Source organism: Pseudomonas moorei, from assembly GCF_042846945.1.
Classification (GTDB): domain Bacteria; phylum Pseudomonadota; class Gammaproteobacteria; order Pseudomonadales; family Pseudomonadaceae; genus Aquipseudomonas; species Aquipseudomonas moorei.
Genome location: NZ_AP035776.1, coordinates 685,001 through 704,115, shown reverse-complemented (window position 1 = coordinate 704,115; position 19,115 = coordinate 685,001). Strand labels below are relative to the sequence as shown.

21 protein-coding genes (1 of these 21 cut by a window edge) are annotated in these 19,115 nt (G+C 58.6%); 12 read left to right on the top strand and 9 right to left on the bottom strand.

The features are described from left to right. Window positions 1–24: 24 nt before the first annotated feature. The 7 genes from rpe (at window position 25) to ACGJAX_RS03420 (ending at window position 6,512) form a co-directional block, all read left to right on the top strand. A complete protein-coding gene (rpe, locus tag ACGJAX_RS03450) occupies window positions 25–699 on the top strand; it encodes a ribulose-phosphate 3-epimerase (protein ID WP_033044299.1) in 675 nt (224 codons plus the stop codon). Continuing rightward, window positions 696–1,514: a phosphoglycolate phosphatase gene (locus ACGJAX_RS03445; RefSeq protein WP_090325686.1), complete on the top strand. Its 819-nt coding sequence runs from the start codon at window positions 696–698 to the stop codon at window positions 1,512–1,514. The genes rpe and ACGJAX_RS03445 overlap by 4 nt, the downstream gene beginning before the upstream one ends. 70 nt (window positions 1,515–1,584) lie before the next feature. Continuing rightward, window positions 1,585–3,066, top strand: coding sequence for an anthranilate synthase component I (trpE, locus tag ACGJAX_RS03440; RefSeq protein WP_090325684.1), 1,482 nt, complete (start codon window positions 1,585–1,587; stop codon window positions 3,064–3,066). A 113-nt stretch (window positions 3,067–3,179) separates the two neighbouring features. After that, complete coding sequence (locus ACGJAX_RS03435; RefSeq protein ID WP_090325683.1) at window positions 3,180–3,773, top strand: aminodeoxychorismate/anthranilate synthase component II; 594 nt, start codon at window positions 3,180–3,182, stop codon at window positions 3,771–3,773. Window positions 3,774–3,782: 9 nt separating this feature from the next. Continuing rightward, a complete protein-coding gene (gene trpD, locus ACGJAX_RS03430) occupies window positions 3,783–4,832 on the top strand; it encodes an anthranilate phosphoribosyltransferase (protein WP_247258125.1) in 1,050 nt (349 codons plus the stop codon). Further along, the gene (gene trpC / locus ACGJAX_RS03425) at window positions 4,829–5,665 is read left to right on the top strand and encodes an indole-3-glycerol phosphate synthase TrpC (RefSeq protein ID WP_390957405.1); all 837 of its coding nucleotides are present in this window, start codon (window positions 4,829–4,831) and stop codon (window positions 5,663–5,665) included. Before trpD ends, trpC begins: the two co-directional genes overlap by 4 nt. A 145-nt stretch (window positions 5,666–5,810) precedes the next feature. Next, the gene (locus ACGJAX_RS03420; RefSeq protein WP_247258127.1) at window positions 5,811–6,512 is read left to right on the top strand and encodes a lipoyl protein ligase domain-containing protein; all 702 of its coding nucleotides are present in this window, start codon (window positions 5,811–5,813) and stop codon (window positions 6,510–6,512) included. Here the strand turns inward: ACGJAX_RS03420 and crp are convergent. Further along, window positions 6,509–7,153, bottom strand: a complete 645-nt coding sequence (crp, locus tag ACGJAX_RS03415) for a cAMP-activated global transcriptional regulator CRP (protein ID WP_090325675.1) — start codon at window positions 7,151–7,153, stop codon at window positions 6,509–6,511. The two genes, ACGJAX_RS03420 and crp, sit on opposite strands and share 4 nt — an antisense overlap. A 229-nt stretch (window positions 7,154–7,382) precedes the next feature. On the opposite strand from crp, the gene ACGJAX_RS03410 reads away from it, so the two are divergent. Then, entirely contained in the window at window positions 7,383–7,805 is a 423-nt protein-coding gene (locus tag ACGJAX_RS03410; protein ID WP_039590822.1) for an OsmC family protein, read from the top strand. Window positions 7,806–8,042: 237 nt separating this feature from the next. Then, a complete protein-coding gene (gene speD, locus ACGJAX_RS03405) occupies window positions 8,043–8,837 on the top strand; it encodes an adenosylmethionine decarboxylase (RefSeq protein ID WP_390957404.1) in 795 nt (264 codons plus the stop codon). An 81-nt stretch (window positions 8,838–8,918) separates the two neighbouring features. On the opposite strand, the gene coq7 is transcribed toward speD, so the two are convergent. The 6 genes from coq7 to hemJ all read right to left on the bottom strand — a co-directional run bounded on the left by coq7 (window position 8,919) and on the right by hemJ (window position 13,502). Then, window positions 8,919–9,566: a 2-polyprenyl-3-methyl-6-methoxy-1,4-benzoquinone monooxygenase gene (coq7, locus tag ACGJAX_RS03400; RefSeq protein WP_090325671.1), complete on the bottom strand. Its 648-nt coding sequence runs from the start codon at window positions 9,564–9,566 to the stop codon at window positions 8,919–8,921. 207 nt (window positions 9,567–9,773) lie between these two features. Beyond that, entirely contained in the window at window positions 9,774–10,112 is a 339-nt protein-coding gene (locus tag ACGJAX_RS03395; protein WP_248916627.1) for a histidine triad nucleotide-binding protein, read from the bottom strand. An 81-nt stretch (window positions 10,113–10,193) separates the two neighbouring features. Further along, entirely contained in the window at window positions 10,194–10,982 is a 789-nt protein-coding gene (locus ACGJAX_RS03390) for an SDR family oxidoreductase (RefSeq protein WP_090325668.1), read from the bottom strand. 61 nt (window positions 10,983–11,043) lie between these two features. After that, window positions 11,044–11,994 carry a DUF805 domain-containing protein gene (locus tag ACGJAX_RS03385; protein ID WP_390957403.1) on the bottom strand — a complete coding sequence of 317 codons (951 nt, stop codon included), beginning with the start codon at window positions 11,992–11,994 and terminating at the stop codon, window positions 11,044–11,046. A 74-nt stretch (window positions 11,995–12,068) separates the two neighbouring features. Continuing rightward, window positions 12,069–13,037: a nitronate monooxygenase gene (locus ACGJAX_RS03380; RefSeq protein ID WP_390957402.1), complete on the bottom strand. Its 969-nt coding sequence runs from the start codon at window positions 13,035–13,037 to the stop codon at window positions 12,069–12,071. Window positions 13,038–13,070: 33 nt separating this feature from the next. Continuing rightward, on the bottom strand, window positions 13,071–13,502 hold the full coding sequence (gene hemJ, locus ACGJAX_RS03375) for a protoporphyrinogen oxidase HemJ (RefSeq protein WP_390957401.1): 432 nt from the start codon (window positions 13,500–13,502) through the stop codon (window positions 13,071–13,073). 135 nt (window positions 13,503–13,637) lie between these two features. On the opposite strand from hemJ, the gene argC reads away from it, so the two are divergent. Further along, window positions 13,638–14,672 carry an N-acetyl-gamma-glutamyl-phosphate reductase gene (gene argC, locus ACGJAX_RS03370; protein ID WP_247258132.1) on the top strand — a complete coding sequence of 345 codons (1,035 nt, stop codon included), beginning with the start codon at window positions 13,638–13,640 and terminating at the stop codon, window positions 14,670–14,672. A gap of 168 nt (window positions 14,673–14,840) precedes the next feature. Next, complete coding sequence (gene erpA, locus ACGJAX_RS03365) at window positions 14,841–15,191, top strand: iron-sulfur cluster insertion protein ErpA (protein WP_007906865.1); 351 nt, start codon at window positions 14,841–14,843, stop codon at window positions 15,189–15,191. 66 nt (window positions 15,192–15,257) lie between these two features. Here erpA and ACGJAX_RS03360 read toward each other — a convergent pair whose 3' ends face one another. Together ACGJAX_RS03360 and ACGJAX_RS03355 are read right to left on the bottom strand one after the other, a co-directional pair. Then, complete coding sequence (locus ACGJAX_RS03360) at window positions 15,258–16,349, bottom strand: anhydro-N-acetylmuramic acid kinase (protein WP_390957400.1); 1,092 nt, start codon at window positions 16,347–16,349, stop codon at window positions 15,258–15,260. Window positions 16,350–16,352: 3 nt separating this feature from the next. Further along, window positions 16,353–17,783: a peptidoglycan DD-metalloendopeptidase family protein gene (locus ACGJAX_RS03355; RefSeq protein WP_390957399.1), complete on the bottom strand. Its 1,431-nt coding sequence runs from the start codon at window positions 17,781–17,783 to the stop codon at window positions 16,353–16,355. Between the two features lie 213 nt (window positions 17,784–17,996). Between ACGJAX_RS03355 and tyrS the strand changes: the two genes are divergently transcribed. Next, window positions 17,997–19,115, top strand: partial view of a tyrosine--tRNA ligase gene (tyrS, locus tag ACGJAX_RS03350; RefSeq protein WP_390957398.1) — the 5' portion only. It continues 81 nt past the right edge of the window; 1,119 of the gene's 1,200 nt are visible here — the first part of the coding sequence; it begins with the start codon at window positions 17,997–17,999; the stop codon falls past the right edge of the window.

Below are 19,115 nucleotides of genomic sequence, written 5' to 3'. Positions count from 1 at the left end.
GATTCTGCTCAGAAAAGGTGCGTCATGCAGCCCTTCGTTATTGCTCCGTCGATTCTCTCCGCCGACTTCGCCCGCCTGGGTGAGGAAGTGGACAATGTCCTGGCCGCTGGCGCCGACTTCGTGCACTTCGATGTCATGGACAACCATTACGTGCCAAACCTGACCATTGGCCCGATGGTGTGCTCGGCGCTGCGCAAGTACGGCGTGACCGCGCCGATCGACGCGCACCTGATGGTCAGCCCGGTGGACCGCATCGTCGGTGACTTCATCGAAGCGGGCGCGACCTACATCACCTTCCACCCGGAAGCCACGCAGCACATCGATCGTTCCCTGCAACTGATCCGTGAAGGCGGCTGCAAATCGGGCCTGGTGTTCAACCCCGCGACCCCGCTGGACGTGCTCAAGTACGTGATGGACAAGGTCGACATGATCCTGCTGATGAGCGTCAACCCAGGCTTCGGCGGGCAGAAGTTCATTCCCGGCACCCTCGACAAGCTGCGCGAAGCGCGGGCGCTGATCGACGCCTCCGGTCGCGATATCCGTCTGGAAATCGACGGCGGCGTGAACGTCAATAACATCCGTGAAATCGCTGCAGCCGGTGCCGACACCTTCGTCGCGGGCTCGGCGATCTTCAACGCTCCAAATTATCAGGAAGTCATAGAAAAAATGCGCTCCGAACTGGCGCTGGCTCGTCCATGAGCGGATTTGAGCAGCTGTTCCCGGGAAGCCTGCCACGGCTGGTGATGTTCGATCTGGACGGCACATTGATCGATTCGGTCCCTGACCTTGCGGCGGCCGTGGATAACATGCTGCTCAAACTCGGGCGTCAACCTGCCGGCATCGAAGCGGTGCGTGAGTGGGTGGGCAACGGCGTTCACATGCTGGTGCGCCGTGCCCTGGCCAATCACATCGACGCCGAGGGTGTCGATGAGGTCGAAGCCGAGCATGCCCTGGAGCTGTTCAATGGCTTCTATGAACAAGGTCACGAACTGACGGTGGTCTACCCTGGCGTGCGCTCCACCCTGAAGTGGTTGCACAAGCAGGGTGTAGAGATGGCGCTGATCACCAACAAGCCGGAGCGCTTCGTCGCGCCGCTGCTGGATCAGATGAAGATCGGTCGCTATTTCCGCCTGATCATCGGTGGTGACACGCTGCCGCAGAAGAAGCCCGATCCGGCCGCACTGTTTTTCGTGATGAAAATGACCAATATCCCGGCTTCGCAGGCCTTGTTCGTTGGCGATTCGCGCAGTGATGTGCTGGCAGCGAAAGCGGCGGGGGTCAAGTGCGTAGCCTTGAGTTACGGCTATAACCATGGCCGTCCGATTGCCGAAGAATCGCCGACGCTGGTCATCGACGATCTGCGCAAACTAATTCCCGGTTGCCTGGATCCAGCGGCTGAGATAACGTTGCCCGACGCTGTTCAATCCCCTCCTGGAAATTCCATCGTGGTGGTCACTCGCAAACTCTGGATGAAAGTCATCAAGGCCCTGGCCCGTTGGCGTTGGCGCGCCTGACTTGTTCCTGGCCGGTTATCCGGCGCGTTTGCATACCTGACAGTTAGACCCTCAAACCACGAGGCACATCATGATCCGCGAAGAATTCCTGCGTTTGGCCGCTGCCGGCTACAACCGCATCCCGCTTGCCTGCGAAACCCTGGCCGACTTCGACACGCCGCTGTCGATCTACCTGAAACTGGCCGACGAGCCTAATTCTTACCTGCTGGAATCGGTACAGGGCGGCGAAAAGTGGGGCCGTTACTCGATCATCGGCCTGCCGTGCCGCACCGTGCTGCGGGTTCACGACCATCACGTCAGCGTGACCGTCGATGGCGTGGAGACTGAAAGCCACGACGTGGAAGACCCGCTGGCCTTCGTCGAAACCTTCAAGGCCCGCTACAACGTACCGACCATCGCCGGTCTGCCGCGCTTCAACGGCGGCCTGGTGGGTTACTTTGGCTACGACTGCGTACGTTATGTGGAAAAGCGTCTGGGCAAATGCCCGAACCCGGATCCGCTGGGCGTGCCGGACATTCTGCTGATGGTCTCCGACGCGGTAGTGGTGTTCGACAACCTCGCCGGCAAGATGCACGCCATCGTCCTGGCCGACCCGGCACAGGAAGACGCCTTCGAGCAAGGTCGCGCACGCCTGGAAGAACTGCTGGAAAAACTGCGTCAGCCGATCACTCCACGCCGTGGCCTGGACTTCAGCAAGCAACAAGCGGCCGATCCGGTGTTCCGCTCCAGCTTTACCCAGGACGATTACGAAAAAGCCGTCGACACCATCAAGGAATACATCCTGGCTGGCGACTGCATGCAGGTTGTGCCGTCCCAGCGCATGTCGATCGATTTCAAGGCCGCACCCATCGACCTGTACCGCGCGCTGCGCTGCTTCAACCCGACGCCTTACATGTACTTCTTCAACTTCGGCGACTTCCACGTCGTCGGCAGTTCGCCGGAAGTGCTGGTGCGGGTCGAAGACAACCTGATCACGGTGCGCCCGATTGCCGGCACCCGTCCGCGTGGGGCGACCGAAGAGGCCGATCTGGCGCTGGAAAAAGATCTGCTGTCCGACGACAAGGAAATTGCCGAGCACTTGATGTTGATTGATCTGGGTCGTAACGACACCGGTCGGGTCTCGGAAATCGGTTCGGTGAAACTCACCGAGAAAATGGTTATCGAGCGTTATTCCAACGTGATGCACATCGTGTCCAACGTCACCGGGCAATTGAAGGCCGGGCTGACGGCGATGGACGCATTGCGGGCAATCCTGCCGGCGGGCACCTTGTCGGGCGCACCGAAGATTCGTGCGATGGAAATCATCGACGAGTTGGAGCCCGTCAAGCGCGGCGTCTACGGCGGCGCCGTCGGCTATTTCGCCTGGAACGGCAACATGGACACCGCCATTGCAATTCGCACGGCGGTGATCAAGAACGGCGAGCTGCATGTGCAGGCCGGTGGCGGCATCGTCGCCGACTCGGTGCCGGCGCTGGAATGGGAAGAAACCCTGAACAAGCGCCGCGCGATGTTCCGCGCCGTTGCCCTGGCTGAACAAACTCCAGAAAGCTGACCCATGGACGGACCCGTATGCCGGCCGCCTCGACCGATCGAGCGCAGGCCGCAACGGGTGGTTCATCCGAAGGCTGCATTAGAAGTCAGTGAATTCAAGAGGTTCTTAACGCCATGTTGCTGATGATCGATAACTACGACTCTTTTACTTACAACGTTGTGCAATACCTGGGTGAGCTGGGCGCCGAGGTCAAAGTCGTGCGCAACGATGAACTCACTATTGCTGAAATCGAAGCCCTCAACCCGGAGCGCATCGTGGTGTCTCCCGGTCCGTGCACGCCGACCGAAGCCGGCATCTCGATTGAAGCGATCAAGTATTTCGCCGGCAAACTGCCGATTCTCGGTGTGTGCCTGGGCCATCAGTCCATCGGCCAGGCCTTTGGCGGCGATGTGGTCCGTGCCCGCCAGGTCATGCACGGCAAGACCAGCCCGGTTTTCCACGAAGACAAAGGTGTCTTCGAAGGCCTGAACCGCCCGTTGACGGTCACGCGCTATCATTCATTGATCGTCAAGCGTGAAACCCTGCCTGATTGCCTGGAGTTGACGGCCTGGACCCAGCTCGAAGACGGTTCGGTGGACGAGATCATGGGCCTGCGTCACAAGACCCTGAACATCGAAGGCGTGCAGTTTCACCCTGAATCGATCCTCACCGAGCAGGGTCACGAGCTGTTCGCGAACTTCCTCAAACAAACTGGCGGCACGCGCTAAGGACTTTTCATGAATATCAAGACAGCCCTGAGCCGTATCGTCGAGCAGCTCGACCTCAGCACCGAGGAAATGCGCGATGTGATGCGCGAAATCATGACCGGGCAATGCACGGACGCGCAGATCGGCGCGTTCATGATGGCCATGCGCATGAAGAGCGAAAGCATCGATGAAATCGTCGGCGCCGTGTCGGTCATGCGTGAACTGGCGGACAAGGTCGAACTCAAGACCCTCGACGGTGTCGTCGATGTGGTCGGTACCGGCGGTGACGGTGCCAACATCTTCAATGTGTCGACCGCTTCGGCCTTCGTGGTCTCGGCGGCCGGCTGCACCGTGGCCAAGCACGGTAACCGCGCGGTTTCGGGTAAAAGCGGCAGTGCCGATTTGCTGGAAGCCGCCGGTATCTACCTGAACCTGACCCCGGTTCAAGTGGCGCGCTGCATCGATAACGTCGGCATCGGCTTCATGTTTGCCCAGACTCACCACAGTGCCATGAAGCATGCCGCTGGCCCGCGCCGCGAACTCGGCCTGCGCACCCTGTTCAACATGCTCGGCCCGCTTACGAATCCGGCCGGTGTGAAACATCAGGTGGTGGGCGTTTTCACCCAGGCCCTGTGCCGGCCATTGGCCGAAGTCTTGCAGCGTCTGGGCAGCAAGCATGTGCTGGTGGTGCATTCGAAGGACGGTCTGGACGAATTCAGCCTGGCTGCGCCTACTTATGTGGCCGAACTCAAGGATGACCAGATCACCGAGTATTGGGTCGAGCCGGAAGATTTGGGCATGAAGAGCCAGAGCCTGCATGGCCTGGCGGTGGAAAGCCCGGCGGCGTCCCTTGAGCTGATTCGCGATGCCTTGGGCAAGCGCAAGACCGAAAACGGTCAGAAGGCCGCTGAGATGATCATGCTCAATGCCGGTGCAGCGTTGTACGCCGCCGACCATGCCAGCAGTTTGAAAGAGGGTGTCGCCTTGGCGCACGATGCGCTGCACACCGGACTCGCTCGGGAAAAACTCGAGGAGCTGGGTGCCTTTACCGCGGTATTCAAAGTGGAGAATGAGGGATGAGTGTACCGACGGTTCTGGAAAAGATTCTGGCACGCAAGGTTGAGGAAGTTGCCGAGCGCAGCGCTCGCGTAAGCCTCGCCGAGCTGGAAAACCTGGCCAAGGCGGCCGATGCACCCCGTGGTTTTGCCAAGGCTTTGCTGGCTCAAGCCAAGTTGAAGCAGCCGGCAGTCATTGCTGAAATCAAAAAAGCGTCGCCGAGCAAAGGTGTGATCCGCGAGAACTTCGTTCCCGCCGCCATTGCCAGGAGCTACGAGAAAGGCGGCGCCACCTGTCTATCGGTGCTCACCGATATCGACTACTTCCAGGGCGCTGATGAGTACCTGCAGCAGGCGCGTGCCGCGTGCAAACTGCCGGTAATCCGCAAGGACTTCATGATCGATCCCTACCAGATCGTTGAAGCCCGAGCCCTGGGCGCGGACTGCGTGCTGTTGATCGTCTCCGCTTTGGACGACGTGAAAATGGCTGAGCTGGCGTCGGTGGCGAAAAGCGTCGGCCTCGATGTGCTGGTGGAAGTCCACGACGGCGACGAGTTGGACCGGGCCCTGAAAATCCTCGACACGCCACTGGTTGGCGTGAACAACCGTAACCTGCACACTTTTGACGTCAGCCTGGAAACCACACTCGACCTGTTGCCGCGGATCCCGCGCGATCGTCTGGTGATCACCGAAAGCGGCATCCTCAACCGTGCCGATGTCGAGTTGATGGAAATCAGCGACGTTTATGCGTTCTTGGTCGGCGAAGCATTCATGCGCGCCGAAAGCCCGGGCACCGAACTGCAGCGCCTGTTCTTCCCTGAGCGTGGCATTCCTGTCAGTGGTTCTACACTCGACTGATCACCCGCAGATCGAATCGAACCTTTCGCGGGCGGGCTCGCTCCCACATTGAATCTCTGGTGTTGGCAGAAACTTTGTGGAAGTGGGCCTGCTCGCGATGGCGGCATAAGACGCGCCACAGACTTTGTGTCCTACGGAATACCTTATGACCTCACCTGTTTCCCTGACCATTGAAGCCGGCCTGCAAGCCGAACAGGATTTGCTGGCGTCGGTTTGTGCCGGCGATGCGGAGTTCGGCCTGCTGTTCTGGCAACCGAGCGATCGCGCATTGGTCATGCCGCGCCGCTTGAATCGTCTGCCTGGTTTCGAGCACGCCTGCGAAGTCTCCGCCGCTGCCGGCTGGCCAGTGCTGTTACGTGAAACCGGCGGTGAGCCGGTGCCGCAATCTGCGTCGACGATCAACATTGCGCTGGTCTACGCACCGCCACGCAGCGAGGGGGATTTGAATCGCATCGAATCCGGTTACCGGCGCCTGTGTGATCCGATCTGTCAGTTGCTCGATGAGCTGGGCGGCACTTCGTCGCTGGGCGAAATCGAAGGCGCGTTCTGCGATGGCCGTTTCAACGTGAACCTTGATGGACGCAAGATGGTCGGTACTGCCCAACGCTGGCGCCAGAGCCAGGGTGGCCAGCGCCCGGTAGGGCTGGTGCACGGTGCAATGCTGTTGGATGACGAGCGTGAGTCGATGGTCGCGGCGGTCAATCGCTTCAACGCGGCATGCGGTCTGGATCAGCGAGTGCGCGCTGAAAGCCACATCGCCCTGCACGAGAAGTTCTCGGCACCCGACGCGTTGGAACGTCTCGATGAACGCTATCGGTTGATGCTGGCGCGGATGTTCAGCGCTTAGCGGGTACCGAAGACCACCATGGTCTTGCCTTTGACGTCCACCAGGTTGCGTTCTTCCAGGTCCTTGAGCACGCGGCCGACCATTTCCCGTGAGCAACCAACAATCCGTCCGATTTCCTGACGGGTCACTTTGATCTGCATACCGTCCGGATGGGTCATCGCGTCCGGCTGCTTGCACAGTTCGAGAAGGCAGCGCGCAACGCGTCCTGTCACGTCGAAAAACGCCAGGTCACCGACTTTGCGCGTGGTGTTACGCAGGCGTTGTGCGATTTGTCCGCTTAACACGTAAAGAATGTCTGGGTCCTGCTGGGACAATTCACGAAATTTTGCGTAGCTGATTTCCGCGACTTCACATTCGACCTTGGCACGCACCCAGGCACTGCGCTCCTGTTCCAGGCCTGCTTGTTCAAACAGGCCCAGCTCCCCGAAAAAGTCCCCGCTGTTCAGGTAGGCGATGATCATTTCCCGGCCGTCATCGTCCTCGATCAGGATGGTGACCGAGCCTTTGATAATGAAAAACAGGGTTTCCGAGCGGTCACCGGCACAAATGATGTTGCTCTTGGCCTGATAGCGACGACGCTGGCAATGCATCAACAGCTTGTCGAGGTTTTTGATCTTGGGGGTTGGGGCAATAGCAACCATGGTTGTATCCCGAAAAGACAGCACGGTGTGTTTGGTTTTTTTATGAAACGCGAAAGCCGCGGCAAGCTGGCTATGCGCCAGCGAATTGGCGCCAGCTTAACAGACACGTCTTGCAATATTCGAGAATTTACCTACAGCGCTGGAGGTTATGTCCTAGGAAGGCGAGCGCTGTCAATCACGGGGCCTGTGCTAAGCTGGCGACCCTTTTTTATACAGTGGAGTCTTGGCGATGAAGGCACGCATCCAATGGGCTGGCGAAGCCATGTTCCTCGGCGAATCCGGTAGCGGTCATGTCGTGGTCATGGACGGTCCGCCCGAGGCTGGCGGACGTAACCTGGGTGTCCGGCCGATGGAAATGCTCCTGCTGGGTGTCGGCGGTTGCAGCAATTTCGACGTGGTCAGCATCCTCAAGAAATCCCGCCAGGCGGTCGAAAGCTGCGAAGCTTTCCTCGAGGCTGAGCGTGCGACTGAAGATCCGAAGGTTTTCACCAAGATCCACATGCACTTCGTGGTAAAGGGCCGCGGGCTGAAAGAAGCCCAGGTCAAGCGTGCCATCGAGCTGTCTGCCGAGAAATATTGCTCGGCCTCGATCATGCTCGGTGCGGCCGGTGTCGAGATTACTCACGACTACGAAATCATCGAGCTCGGTTGAATCGACATTCAACTATCATAAAAGCCGTGCAGACTCTGCTGATCCCAAGCCGACGTCTGCATGATGCGCCAATTTTTTCAGGGCAGTGGCCGGTCAAACGACAGGCCGCTTACCCGAACAGACAACCCAAATCGCCATTGCAAAGAGGTGTTAACCGTCCTACGCAGCTGCGTCGTTCGCATCTGACGGGCATGCTTGATCACGCGGCCGGGCCGCATACATAGAGAGTTCTTAACGGTGAAAAGCAAACTCAAGCTCCACGGGTTCAATAACCTGACAAAGACCTTGAGCTTCAACATCTATGACATCTGCTACGCGGAAACCCCGCAAGACCAGCAGACCTACGTTGAGTACATCAATAAAGAGTACAACGCCAAGCGCCTGACGCAGATCCTCACAGAAGTTGTCGATATCATTGGTGCCAATATCCTGAACATCGCCAGTCAGGACTATGAGCCGCAGGGCGCCAGTGTCACGATTCTCATCTCCGAAGAACCGGTGACCCCGACTGACAGCCAGATCGAAGAGTCGCCGGGCCCGCTGCCCGAAATTATCCTGGCCCACCTCGACAAGAGCCACATCACGGTGCACACCTATCCGGAAATCCATCCGGTCGACGGCATTGCAACCTTCCGTGTGGATATCGACGTGTCGACATGCGGGGTCATTTCACCGCTAAAAGCGCTCAACTTCCTGATTCACCAGTTCGATTCGGATATCGTGACAGTGGATTACCGTGTGCGTGGTTTCACCCGCGACGTTGAAGGCAAAAAGCACTTCATCGACCACGAGATCAATTCGATTCAGAACTACCTTTCCAAAGACACTCGCGATGCGTATCAGATGACTGACGTGAACGTGTATCAGGAAAACCTGTTCCACACCAAAATGCTGCTGAAGAACTTCGAACTGGATAACTACCTGTTCGGTGATGCGACCAGCAGCTTGTCCTCTGAGCAGCGTGCGCAGGTGACCGAGCGTGTGAAACACGAAATGCTCGAAATCTTCTACGCGCGCAATATGTCGAGCTAAGACCATCGAGCACAAAAAAAGGCGACTTCCTTGCGGCAGTCGCCTTTTTTATTGCGGGCGCGGGCTCCTGTAATAAAGGAGTCAGATCCGGTAAGTGCTCTTGGTCATGACCTTGGCCAGCAGACTCATCCCGAATTTCACGGGTGCCGGAAAGCGGAAACCGCCCGCTTCCCGTGCGCTCTCGGCATGCTGCTCTTCATCAAGACGCATCTGCTCGAGAATTGCCCGGGACTTTTCATCCTCGGCCGGCAGCTGCTCAAGGTGTTCATTCAAGTGCTTGCACACCTGATCTTCAGTCGCTGCAACGAACCCCAGGCTGACTTTGTCGCTGATCAACCCGGCGACCGCACCAATCCCGAACGACATGCCGTAAAACAGTGGGTTGAGAATGCTGGTGTGGCTGCCCAGCTGATGAATGCGCTGTTCGCACCAGACCAGGTGGTCGATTTCTTCTTCGGCGGCATGCTCCATGGCCTCACGCACCTTCGGCAGCTTGGCGGTCAGGGCCTGACCCTGGTACAGCGCCTGGGCGCAAACTTCACCGGTGTGGTTGATACGCATCAGGCCGGCGACGTGCCGGGTGTCCTCGTCGCTCATCTTCGCATCCGGCTGCACGATGGCAGGCGACGGACGGTACGGCTGACCACTGAAGGGCAGCAAAGTACGCATCGCGGCATCGGCTTGCAGCAGAAGGCGGTCAATTGGCGAGTAGTGACGTTGGGTAGTCATGCTGACCTCCGGGGAGAATCTCGGCGGCCAGTTTAACTCAATCGGCCGGGGAAGGTTTGCGCTGGGTCATTGTGGGGCTGGGGTTGTGACAATGCTGTGATGCCTCTGTGGGAGCGAGCCTGCTCGCGAAGAGGCGCTGACATCCAACGACTGTATTGGCTGCCACTGCGGCTTCGCGAGCAAGCTCGCTCCTGCAGGTTTACGAAATCAGCCCGGCGGCCAGTGCATCTGGCGCTGACCCAGCACATGCATGTGAATGTGATAGACGGTCTGGCCACCCAGTTCATTGCAGTTCATGACGACGCGGAAGCCGTCTTCGCAACCCAGTTCCTTGGCCAGGCGCTGAGCGGTTAACAGGATATGCCCGGCCAATGCCTTGTCGTCCTCGGTCAGGTCGTTCAGGGTGCGCACCGGTTTTTTCGGGATCACCAGAAAATGCACGGGTGCCTGTGGGGCGATGTCGTGGAAGGCCAGTACCTGGTCGTCCTCGTAAATGATCTTCGCCGGGATTTCCCGGTTGATGATCTTGGTGAACAGAGTATCCACAGCTGTTTTCTCCGTTGTTTGGGCTGGCCTGAGTGTACTCATGGGGTGTGTCCGAGCCCAGCCTTTTACCTGTCAGGTCGATCAGCGTGGGCAGTGAGCCTTGATGACCATGCCAGCGATTGTTCGGGTCAACCACCGCGAGCCGAAGCGGGGCAGGGCGGCGAGCCAGCGGTTGCGGCGTCCCGGAATGATGATTGCGCGATTTTTTTCCAGGGCCCGCACGGTATAGAGCGCGACTTCTTCCGGGCTCATCAGAAGTTTGCTCTTGGCCAGTTTGTCGGTGTTGAGTTGTGCGGTGCGGAAAAAGCCCGTGCGCGTCGGGCCAGGGCAGAGCACGGACACGTTGACCGCGCATTTTTTCAGCTCGACACGCAGGCCTTCGGAAAAATGCAGCACGTAAGCCTTGCTGGCGTAGTAAGTGCTCATCCAGGGACCGGGCTGGAACGCCGCAAGCGAGGCAACATTCAGAATCTGTCCACCGCCCTGCAGCGCCATACTGTTACCGATGGCGTGGCACAGGCGGGTCAGCGCCAGAATGTTCACTTCGATCAGGTCCTGCTCGGTCATCCAGTCCTGGGCCAGGAACGGGCCGCAAGTGCCGATACCGGCACAATTGACCAGCAAATCGATCTGCCGGTCGCCTTCCTCCAGTTCCAGCAGGAACCCCGACAGGCGCAACGGTTCGCCCAGGTCGCAGGCGCGGAACAATACTTCCACACCAAAACGTTGGGTCAGTTCAATCGCAATACTTTCCAGCTGATCACGCTGACGGGCAACCAGAATCAGGCTGCGGCCACGCCGGGCCAGCGCTTCGGCCATCGCCAGGCCGATGCCGCTGGAAGCGCCAGTGATCAGAGCGTAACGGGTCATGCAGTTCTCCATCGCAACAGCTCCGCGCCGCGACGCAGGTGTCATGGGCGGGGAGCGCTGTTCATTCTTGCGCAGAGTCTACAGGGGGCAGGGCTTGTTCGGCTGCATCGTCGGTGGAATTTGGTGTCGGTTCGACCTCGATGTCGATCTCGTCGGTGGTGACCGTGCCACTTTGGTAGCTGCTTTCGAGGGTGTTTTCGTATGCATCCTGAATGGCCGAGATACCGCCCGCCATTGCTCCGACGATCATCAGGGCAATCAATACGAGCCATAACGACGACAGTACCTTGACCGCCGTGCTGTTGGGCGGTGGAGGTGCGCCGTAACGGTTGGTCATGCTGGTTCCCGGTAAAGCCACCAGCAACAGCGGAAAGAAACTGCCCACGAACGGTACAAGGTTCAGCAACCAGAGCCAGCCTGACCAGCCGATATCGTGCAGGCGTTGAATGCTGATCAGGACGCTGGCGATCAGGAACACCACGCCCAGGATGAAAGCCAGAATGCCGCCCATGATCAGGCCGGCGGTCGAATCGGTGCTGACGAGTGCCAGACCGATCAGGGCAAATACGCCGGCCACAGTCATCGCCAGCAGGCACAGCACCATGGACCATGCGAGAAACCGCAGGCGTCCGATGCGTCCTTCGACGCCGAATGGTTTGAGCGGCGCGTACTCAGGCACGGGCCCAGCGACCTCAGCCTGCGGCGGAGTGTAGGGGGAGTTGGGTTCTGTTACTGCGCCGACGTGGTCACGGACTTCGGAGAGATTCAGTTCGATCGCCGGTTCTGGCTCGATGCGGGCATCTATGCCGGCATTCTTCAGGGCTTGCAGGTAGGCCTGCGCGTCAATCTGTGACAGATCACGTTTGAGTGCGACGGGTTGACCGCTGAACAGGCGCTCGATGGCGGCAACCTCGCTTTTGTAAAGTGCGGCGAGATTGAGTTTGGCGGTGTTGATATCAACACCTGGCAGTAGCGTGCCGTCAAAGACGATCTTGAAACGGTTGTCGCTCATTGCCGAGGCATCCTTGTCGCGAGTGTTTTAAGGGTGATGTACAGGGCCAGCCAAGGGAGGATGGCCCGGTTTTTTCAGCGTGGCCAGCGTCTGGGCAGTTGTGCGGCCTGTTCCAGTGCCTTGCGATACTCCGCGTCGAGCCGCGCCACCAATTGGTCAACGCTGGGTAAATCATCGATTCCCCCCACGCCCTGGCCTGCGGACCATACGGTTTTCCAGGCTTTGGCTTCATCGCTGATCGGCTTGAGCTTGGAGCCGAAGTTGACCTCACCCTTGTTTTGCAGCGCTGCCATGTCAAACCCGGCGGCTTCCAAGCTTTGGCGCATGAAGCTCGCCGGTACACCCGACACGGCTGGAGTATGGATGATGTCTGCCGCCTTGGACGACAGCAGCATTTCCTTGTAGGCGTCAGGCGCATGACTTTCGGCAGTGCCGATAAATCGCGTGCCGAAGTAGGCCAGATCCGCACCGAGCAATTGGGCGGCGAGGATTTCGTGCCCATGGTTCAGGCATCCGGCCAACAACAATGTCTTGTCGAAGAATTGTCGGATCTCGGCGATCAGAGAGAACGGGCTCCAGGTTCCGGCATGCCCACCGGCACCGGCGGCCACGGCGATCAACCCATCCACGCCGGCCTCGGCGGCTTTTTCGGCATGGCGGCGCGTCGTCACGTCATGGAATACCAGGCCGCCGTAACTGTGCACGGCGTCAACCACTTCTTTCACTGCGCCGAGGCTGGTGATCACAATCGGCACTTGGTGTTCGATGCAGATCGCCAGATCCGCCTGCAGTCGCGGATTGCTGTTGTGCACGATGAGGTTCACCGCGTATGGCGCGGGACTTTCCAACGCTGCCAGCCCGGCTTCGATCTCTTCCAGCCAGGCTTTGAAGCCGCTGCTCTCGCGCTGATTCAGCGCAGGAAAACTGCCCACTACCCCGTTGCGGCAGCAGGCGAGCACCAGTTGCGGATTGGAAATCAGGAACATCGGCGCCACCACCACGGGCAGGCGTAGACGTTGTTCAAGCAGAGCGGGCAGTGACATGGGAAGTACCCCGGTGAGTTGTGCCTGTTGGATTTAGAACGGCCGAACAACGACCAGAATGACGATAGCCAGCAATATCAGAACCGGCACTTCATTGAACCAGCGATAAAAGACATGGCTACGGGTGTTTTCGCCACGGGAAAAGCGCTTCACCTGAGCGCCACACATGTGGTGGTAGCCGATAAGCAGAACCACCAGGGTCAGTTTGGCGTGCATCCATCCACCCTGGCTGAAATAAGCGCCAGGGTTGAGGCTGATCAGCCAGCCACCGAAAATCAGCGTCGCGATCATCGCCGGGCCCATGATGCCGCGGTAAAGCTTGCGCTCCATGAGGCTGAAGCGTTCCTTGCTGACGGTGTCCTCGCTTTGAGCGTGATAGACGAACAGGCGCGGCAGGTAAAACAGACCGGCAAACCAGCACACGACGCTGATGATGTGAAAAGCTTTGAGCCACAGATAAAGCATTTTTAGTTATTCCCAGATTCACGGTAGCCGGGATAGTAGAGGCTTGAGGCTCCATACGTCACCTTGCCGGTTGTCGCAGGCGCGCCAGGCCCCTATTATCGACGGCTTTCCAGTGGGTTCGTTGAGGGCAGGTTTATGGTCAAGGTCGGTATCGTCGGCGGCACGGGTTACACCGGTGTCGAACTGCTGCGTCTGTTGGCACAGCATCCGCAAGCTGAAGTGGTAGTCATCACTTCCCGATCCGAGGCCGGCCTGGCCGTGGCCGACATGTACCCGAACCTGCGAGGCCACTACGACGGCCTGGCGTTCACCGTTCCAGACATCAAGACCCTGGGCGCCTGCGACGTGGTGTTCTTCGCCACGCCACACGGTGTTGCCCACGCCCTGGCGGGTGAGTTGTTGGCGGCGGGGACCAAGGTCATTGATCTGTCGGCTGACTTCCGTCTGCAAGATGCTGATGAATGGGCCAAGTGGTACGGCCAGCCGCATGGTGCACCGGAACTGCTCGATGAGGCGGTTTACGGCTTGCCGGAAGTCAATCGTGAGCAGATCAAGAAAGCGCGCCTGATTGCGGTACCGGGTTGTTACCCAACCGCCACGCAACTGGGTTTCCTGCCTTTGCTTGAAGCTGGTCTGGCCGATGCTTCGCGCCTGATCGCCGACTGCAAGTCCGGCGTCAGCGGTGCCGGTCGTGGTGCTGCCGTCGGTTCGTTGTACTCCGAGACATCGGAAAGCATGAAGGCCTACGCCGTCAAAGGTCACCGCCACTTGCCGGAAATTCGCCAGGGTCTGCGGCGTGCCGCAGGCAAGGATGTCGGTCTGACCTTTGTTCCGCATCTGACACCGATGATTCGTGGCATTCACTCCACGCTGTACGCGACTGTGGTGGATCGTTCGGTGGATCTGCAGGCGCTGTTCGAAAAGCGTTATGCCAACGAACCGTTCGTCGACGTAATGCCAGCCGGTAGCCACCCGGAAACCCGTAGCGTGCGTGGCGCCAACGTCTGCCGCATTGCGGTACATCGGCCACAGGACGGTGATCTGGTGGTAGTGCTGTCGGTGATCGACAACCTGGTCAAAGGTGCGTCGGGTCAGGCGGTGCAGAACATGAACATCCTGTTCGGACTGGATGAGCGCCTTGGCCTGTCTCACGCTGGCATGTTGCCGTAAGGCGCTGTAGCACCGAGTAAAAAGGCCCGTTGAACGGGCCTTTTTGCATTCCGGGCTGGCGATTGGATTGGTTGATATACCATAACAATAGTTGACCGCTTTTCTAGGAGAAGCGGATAATGCGCGTCATCACGCATTATGGCGGCGTAACGCCGGGAGATAGTCAGCATGAGCGTCGAATCCTTCACCCCCACGGCTTTGCAATTCACCCACGGTGCCGCGCACAAGGTGAAGAGCCTGGTCGATGAAGAGGGGAATGATCGCTTGAAGCTGCGCGTATTCGTTACGGGCGGCGGTTGTTCAGGTTTTCAGTACGGTTTTACCTTCGATGAAGAAGTGGCCGATGACGACACCATCGTCGAGCGCGAAGGCGTGAGTCTGGTTGTCGATCCGATGAGCTTCCAGTACCTGGCCGGGGCCGAGGTGGATTATCAGGAAGGTCTGGAAGGTTCGCGCTTCGTCATCAAGAACCCGAATGCAACCACTACCTGTGGCTGCGGGTCTTCGTTCTCGATCTGATCAGCACGCTTGCATTACTAAACGCCGCAAAGCCTCAGGGCTCTGCGGCGTTTTGCTGTGGGGCGTTTATGCGGGGTAAATTGCGCCCAATACACGCAAGCCGCGGGCACCGGTGACGCTCGGGCGATTGGCTGCGATGCCTTCGAGGCAACAGTGGGCCAGCCAGGCGAAGGCCATGGCTTCCACCCAGTCAGGGTCGACACCGTAAGCCGCAGTACTGCTGACGGTTGAGTCTGGCAGCAGGTTGGCCAATCGGTTCATCAGCGTGGTGTTATGTGCGCCGCCGCCACAGACCAGCAGCTCCTGGGTGTCCGATTGGGCGCTTTGCAGGGACTCGGCGATGGTTAGAGCTGTCAGCTCAAGCAGTGTCGCTTGCACGTCTTCGGGAGCGAATGTTGGCAGCTGTGCCAGGTGCTGCATCAGCCATGGCAGATTGAACACTTCCCGGCCGGTGCTCTTCGGTCCTTTGGTCAGGAAGAATGGGTCGCTGAGCAGCGCTTTCAACAGCACTGGCTCGACTTTCCCGCTGGCAGCCCATTGGCCGTTCCGGTCGAAATTGTCACCGCGCTGGTGATGAATCCACGCGTCCAGCAGCACATTCCCCGGGCCGCAGTCGAAGCCGGCGACAGGCTTGCCCGGTTCAATCAGGCTGAGGTTGCTGAAGCCGCCGATGTTGAGCACAGCTCGGTTGCCGGTCCGTTCTTCAAACAAGGCTTCGTGGAAGGCCGGCACCAGTGGGGCGCCTTGCCCGCCAGCGGCCACATCACGGCTGCGGAAATCACTGACCACCGTGATGTGGGTCAGCTCCGTCAGCAGGGCCGGATTACCGATCTGTACCGTAAAGCCCCGCGCAGGCTCGTGACGAATGGTCTGGCCATGGCTGCCAATCGCTCGAATGTCTTGGGGTTTGAGCTGTTCTTGTGCGAGGAGAGTGTGAATGCCCTGCGCTGCGAGCGCCACCCAGTTTTGCTGTGCGATGGCAGAGCGGGCTATCTCGTCGGGTCCGCTGGCGCACAGGCCAAGCAGCTCAGTGCGCAGGGTTTCGGGCATGGGGATATAGTGCGTGGCGATCAGCCTGATTGCCTGGGTTTGCTCGATCAGCGCAATGTCCAGGCCATCAAGGCTGGTTCCGGACATCACGCCTATATAGAGCGACATGGCTTAACGCTTGCTCGAAGCCAGCATGGTGGCCTTTTCCTGCTCCATGCGCGCCATCAGTGGCTGGCTCTGTGCGAGGAAGCGGGCGCGTTCGGCTTTGGCAATTGGATCAGCCATCGGCAGCTTCTGGCCCAGTGGATCGACGTGAACGCCATTGACCTGGAACTCGTAGTGTAAGTGCGGTCCGGTCGAAAGTCCGGTGGTGCCGATGTAGCCGATGACCTGACCCTGTTTGACGCTGCCACCGGTTTTCACGCCTTTGGCAAAGCCTTGCATGTGGCCATACAACGTCGTGTAGGTGCTTCCGTGCTGAATGATCACGGTGTTGCCGTAGCCACCGCGACGACCGGCCAGCAATACTTTACCGTCACCAGCCGCCTTGATTGGCGTGCCGCGTGGCGCTGCATAGTCAACGCCTTTGTGCGCGCGAATCTTGTTCAGGATCGGGTGCTTGCGGCCCATGGAAAACTTGGAGCTGATGCGGGCGAAGTCCACCGGGGTGCGGATGAACGCCTTGCGCATGCTGTTGCCTTCAGCAGTGTAGTAGCTGCTGTTGCCTTGTTTGTTGGTGTAACGCACAGCCGTGTAGGTTTTGCCACGATTGGTGAAGCGCGCGGACAGGATCGGACCGTTGCCAACAGCTTTGCCATTGACGACTTTTTGCTCGTAAATCACATCGAATTCGTCGCCCTGGCGAATGTCTTGGGCGAAGTCGACGTCATAGCCAAATACGCTGGCCATATCCATGGTCAGGCTGTGGGACAGGCCGGCACGAGCAGCGGACTGCGACAGCGAGCTGTTGATCACGCCATGTACGTAGGCGGATCGTACAGTCGGCTTGGCGGTAATGCGGTTGAACGTATAGCCCTTGTTGTTCTTGGTCAGGGTGATGGTTTCGAGGTCGCTGACCTTGCTGTGCAGGTTGTTCAGCTGGCCGTCGGGGCCCAGCTCGAATTCAAGTTTCTGTCCGTGCTTGAGCTGACTGAACTGTTTGGCCTGTTTGTCACTGGCCAACACGTCATGCACCGATGCGGCTGGAAGGCCGACTTTCGCGAACAGGGTGGAGAGGGTATCGCCCTTGCCGACGATCACTTCCCTGTGGTTGGGTGCTTTCTTTTCTACCGCGGCCGGCGCGGGTGCAGGCGCTGGCGCGGATTGAGCGGTTTCCTGAGTGTCTTCTGCGCTGTTGTCGATCTGCGCAAAAGGGGAAGTAACCGGCTCATTTGTGGCTTGAACGGCTTCGGTAGCGTCTTGTTCTTGTGTCAGTTGTTCAGCAGGACTTTCCAGTTCAAGACTCAGGGTCGTCTTTTTGGCTTCAACATCACTGGAAGGGAATACCAGAAGCGCCAGGCTCAGGAGGGCGGCAATGCCACTCGCTGCGAGCAGATGGGTTTTCGGGTAAAGCGGTGGCGCTTTAGACGATTCTTTGGTCATAAGTGATTTTTTGACTTTGAAAAAGATGAATTGGAAAAGATGAATGACATGATGAAGATGAAATAACTGTATAAAATATAACCAAATCATCTCTGAAGCAAGTCTGCGGACGCTCTGTTCGTGGATTGGCGTCCGTGCGCCGGGCAAACCTTGTATTTGACGCGCGATCTTGTATGGTTGGGTCCCTTTGAATCTGAGCCTTGCGGGTCTGTTATGAAGTCGGTTGAAGAGCAGCTAGCGCTGATCAAACGTGGTGCGGAAGAACTGTTGGTCGAGTCCGAGCTGATTGAAAAGCTCAAGCGCGGCCAGCCGCTGCGTATTAAGGCAGGCTTCGATCCGACTGCGCCGGATTTGCACCTGGGGCATACCGTGCTTATTAATAAGCTTCGCCAGTTCCAGGAGTTGGGTCACCAGGTGATCTTCCTGATTGGTGATTTCACCGGGATGATCGGTGATCCCAGCGGCAAGAGCGCTACGCGTCCCCCGCTGACCCGTGAGCAGGTGCTCGAAAACGCCGAGACCTACAAGACCCAGGTCTTCAAGATTCTTGATCCGGCTAAAACCGAGGTTGCATTCAACTCCACGTGGATGGACAAGATGGGGCCGGCCGACTTCATTCGCCTGACTTCGCAGTACACCGTAGCTCGCATGCTCGAGCGCGATGACTTCGACAAGCGATACACGACCAATCAGCCAATCGCCATTCACGAGTTCCTCTATCCACTGGTTCAGGGTTACGACTCGGTTGCCTTGCGTGCGGATGTCGAGCTGGGCGGTACCGACCAGAAGTTCAACCTGTTGATGGGGCGCGAGCTGCAGCGTAGTTACGGTCAGGAGGCTCAATGCATTCTGACCATGCCGTTGCTTGAAGGTCTGGATGGCGTAAAGAAGATGTCCAAGTCGTTGGGCAATTACGTGGGTATCCAGGAGGCGCCGGGTGTCATGTACGGCAAGCTGGTCTCCATTCCGGATGCGCTGATGTGGCGTTACTTCGAGCTGCTCAGCTTCCGCTCCATGGATGAGATCAATGCTTTCCGCGCTGATGTAGAGGCGGGCGCTAATCCGCGTGATATCAAGATCAAGTTGGCGGAAGAGATTGTTGCGCGCTTCCATGGTGAGGAGGCTGCGGCCAATGCTCATCGCGCAGCCGGCAACCGTATGAAAGATGGTGAGCTGCCTGACGATCTGCCGGAGATCGAGTTAACTGCAGCTGAGGATATGCCGATCGCTGCCGTCCTCAATAAGGCAGGTCTGGTGAAGAACTCGGCGGTCGCTCGGGATCTGCTCGGCTCTGGTGGTGTGCGTATCGATGGCGAGGTTGTTGATCGCACC

Coding starts and splice junctions, on each gene's coding strand:
- rpe (WP_033044299.1), top strand. CDS start 25: ATGCAGCCCTTCGTTATTGCTCCGTCGATTCTCTCCGCCGACTTCGCC.
- ACGJAX_RS03445 (WP_090325686.1), top strand. CDS start 696: ATGAGCGGATTTGAGCAGCTGTTCCCGGGAAGCCTGCCACGGCTGGTG.
- trpE (WP_090325684.1), top strand. CDS start 1,585: ATGATCCGCGAAGAATTCCTGCGTTTGGCCGCTGCCGGCTACAACCGC.
- ACGJAX_RS03435 (WP_090325683.1), top strand. CDS start 3,180: ATGTTGCTGATGATCGATAACTACGACTCTTTTACTTACAACGTTGTG.
- trpD (WP_247258125.1), top strand. CDS start 3,783: ATGAATATCAAGACAGCCCTGAGCCGTATCGTCGAGCAGCTCGACCTC.
- trpC (WP_390957405.1), top strand. CDS start 4,829: ATGAGTGTACCGACGGTTCTGGAAAAGATTCTGGCACGCAAGGTTGAG.
- ACGJAX_RS03420 (WP_247258127.1), top strand. CDS start 5,811: ATGACCTCACCTGTTTCCCTGACCATTGAAGCCGGCCTGCAAGCCGAA.
- crp (WP_090325675.1), bottom strand. CDS start 7,153: ATGGTTGCTATTGCCCCAACCCCCAAGATCAAAAACCTCGACAAGCTG.
- ACGJAX_RS03410 (WP_039590822.1), top strand. CDS start 7,383: ATGAAGGCACGCATCCAATGGGCTGGCGAAGCCATGTTCCTCGGCGAA.
- coq7 (WP_090325671.1), bottom strand. CDS start 9,566: ATGACTACCCAACGTCACTACTCGCCAATTGACCGCCTTCTGCTGCAA.
- ACGJAX_RS03390 (WP_090325668.1), bottom strand. CDS start 10,982: ATGACCCGTTACGCTCTGATCACTGGCGCTTCCAGCGGCATCGGCCTG.
- ACGJAX_RS03385 (WP_390957403.1), bottom strand. CDS start 11,994: ATGAGCGACAACCGTTTCAAGATCGTCTTTGACGGCACGCTACTGCCA.
- ACGJAX_RS03380 (WP_390957402.1), bottom strand. CDS start 13,037: ATGTCACTGCCCGCTCTGCTTGAACAACGTCTACGCCTGCCCGTGGTG.
- hemJ (WP_390957401.1), bottom strand. CDS start 13,502: ATGCTTTATCTGTGGCTCAAAGCTTTTCACATCATCAGCGTCGTGTGC.
- argC (WP_247258132.1), top strand. CDS start 13,638: ATGGTCAAGGTCGGTATCGTCGGCGGCACGGGTTACACCGGTGTCGAA.
- erpA (WP_007906865.1), top strand. CDS start 14,841: ATGAGCGTCGAATCCTTCACCCCCACGGCTTTGCAATTCACCCACGGT.
- ACGJAX_RS03360 (WP_390957400.1), bottom strand. CDS start 16,349: ATGTCGCTCTATATAGGCGTGATGTCCGGAACCAGCCTTGATGGCCTG.
- ACGJAX_RS03355 (WP_390957399.1), bottom strand. CDS start 17,783: ATGACCAAAGAATCGTCTAAAGCGCCACCGCTTTACCCGAAAACCCAT.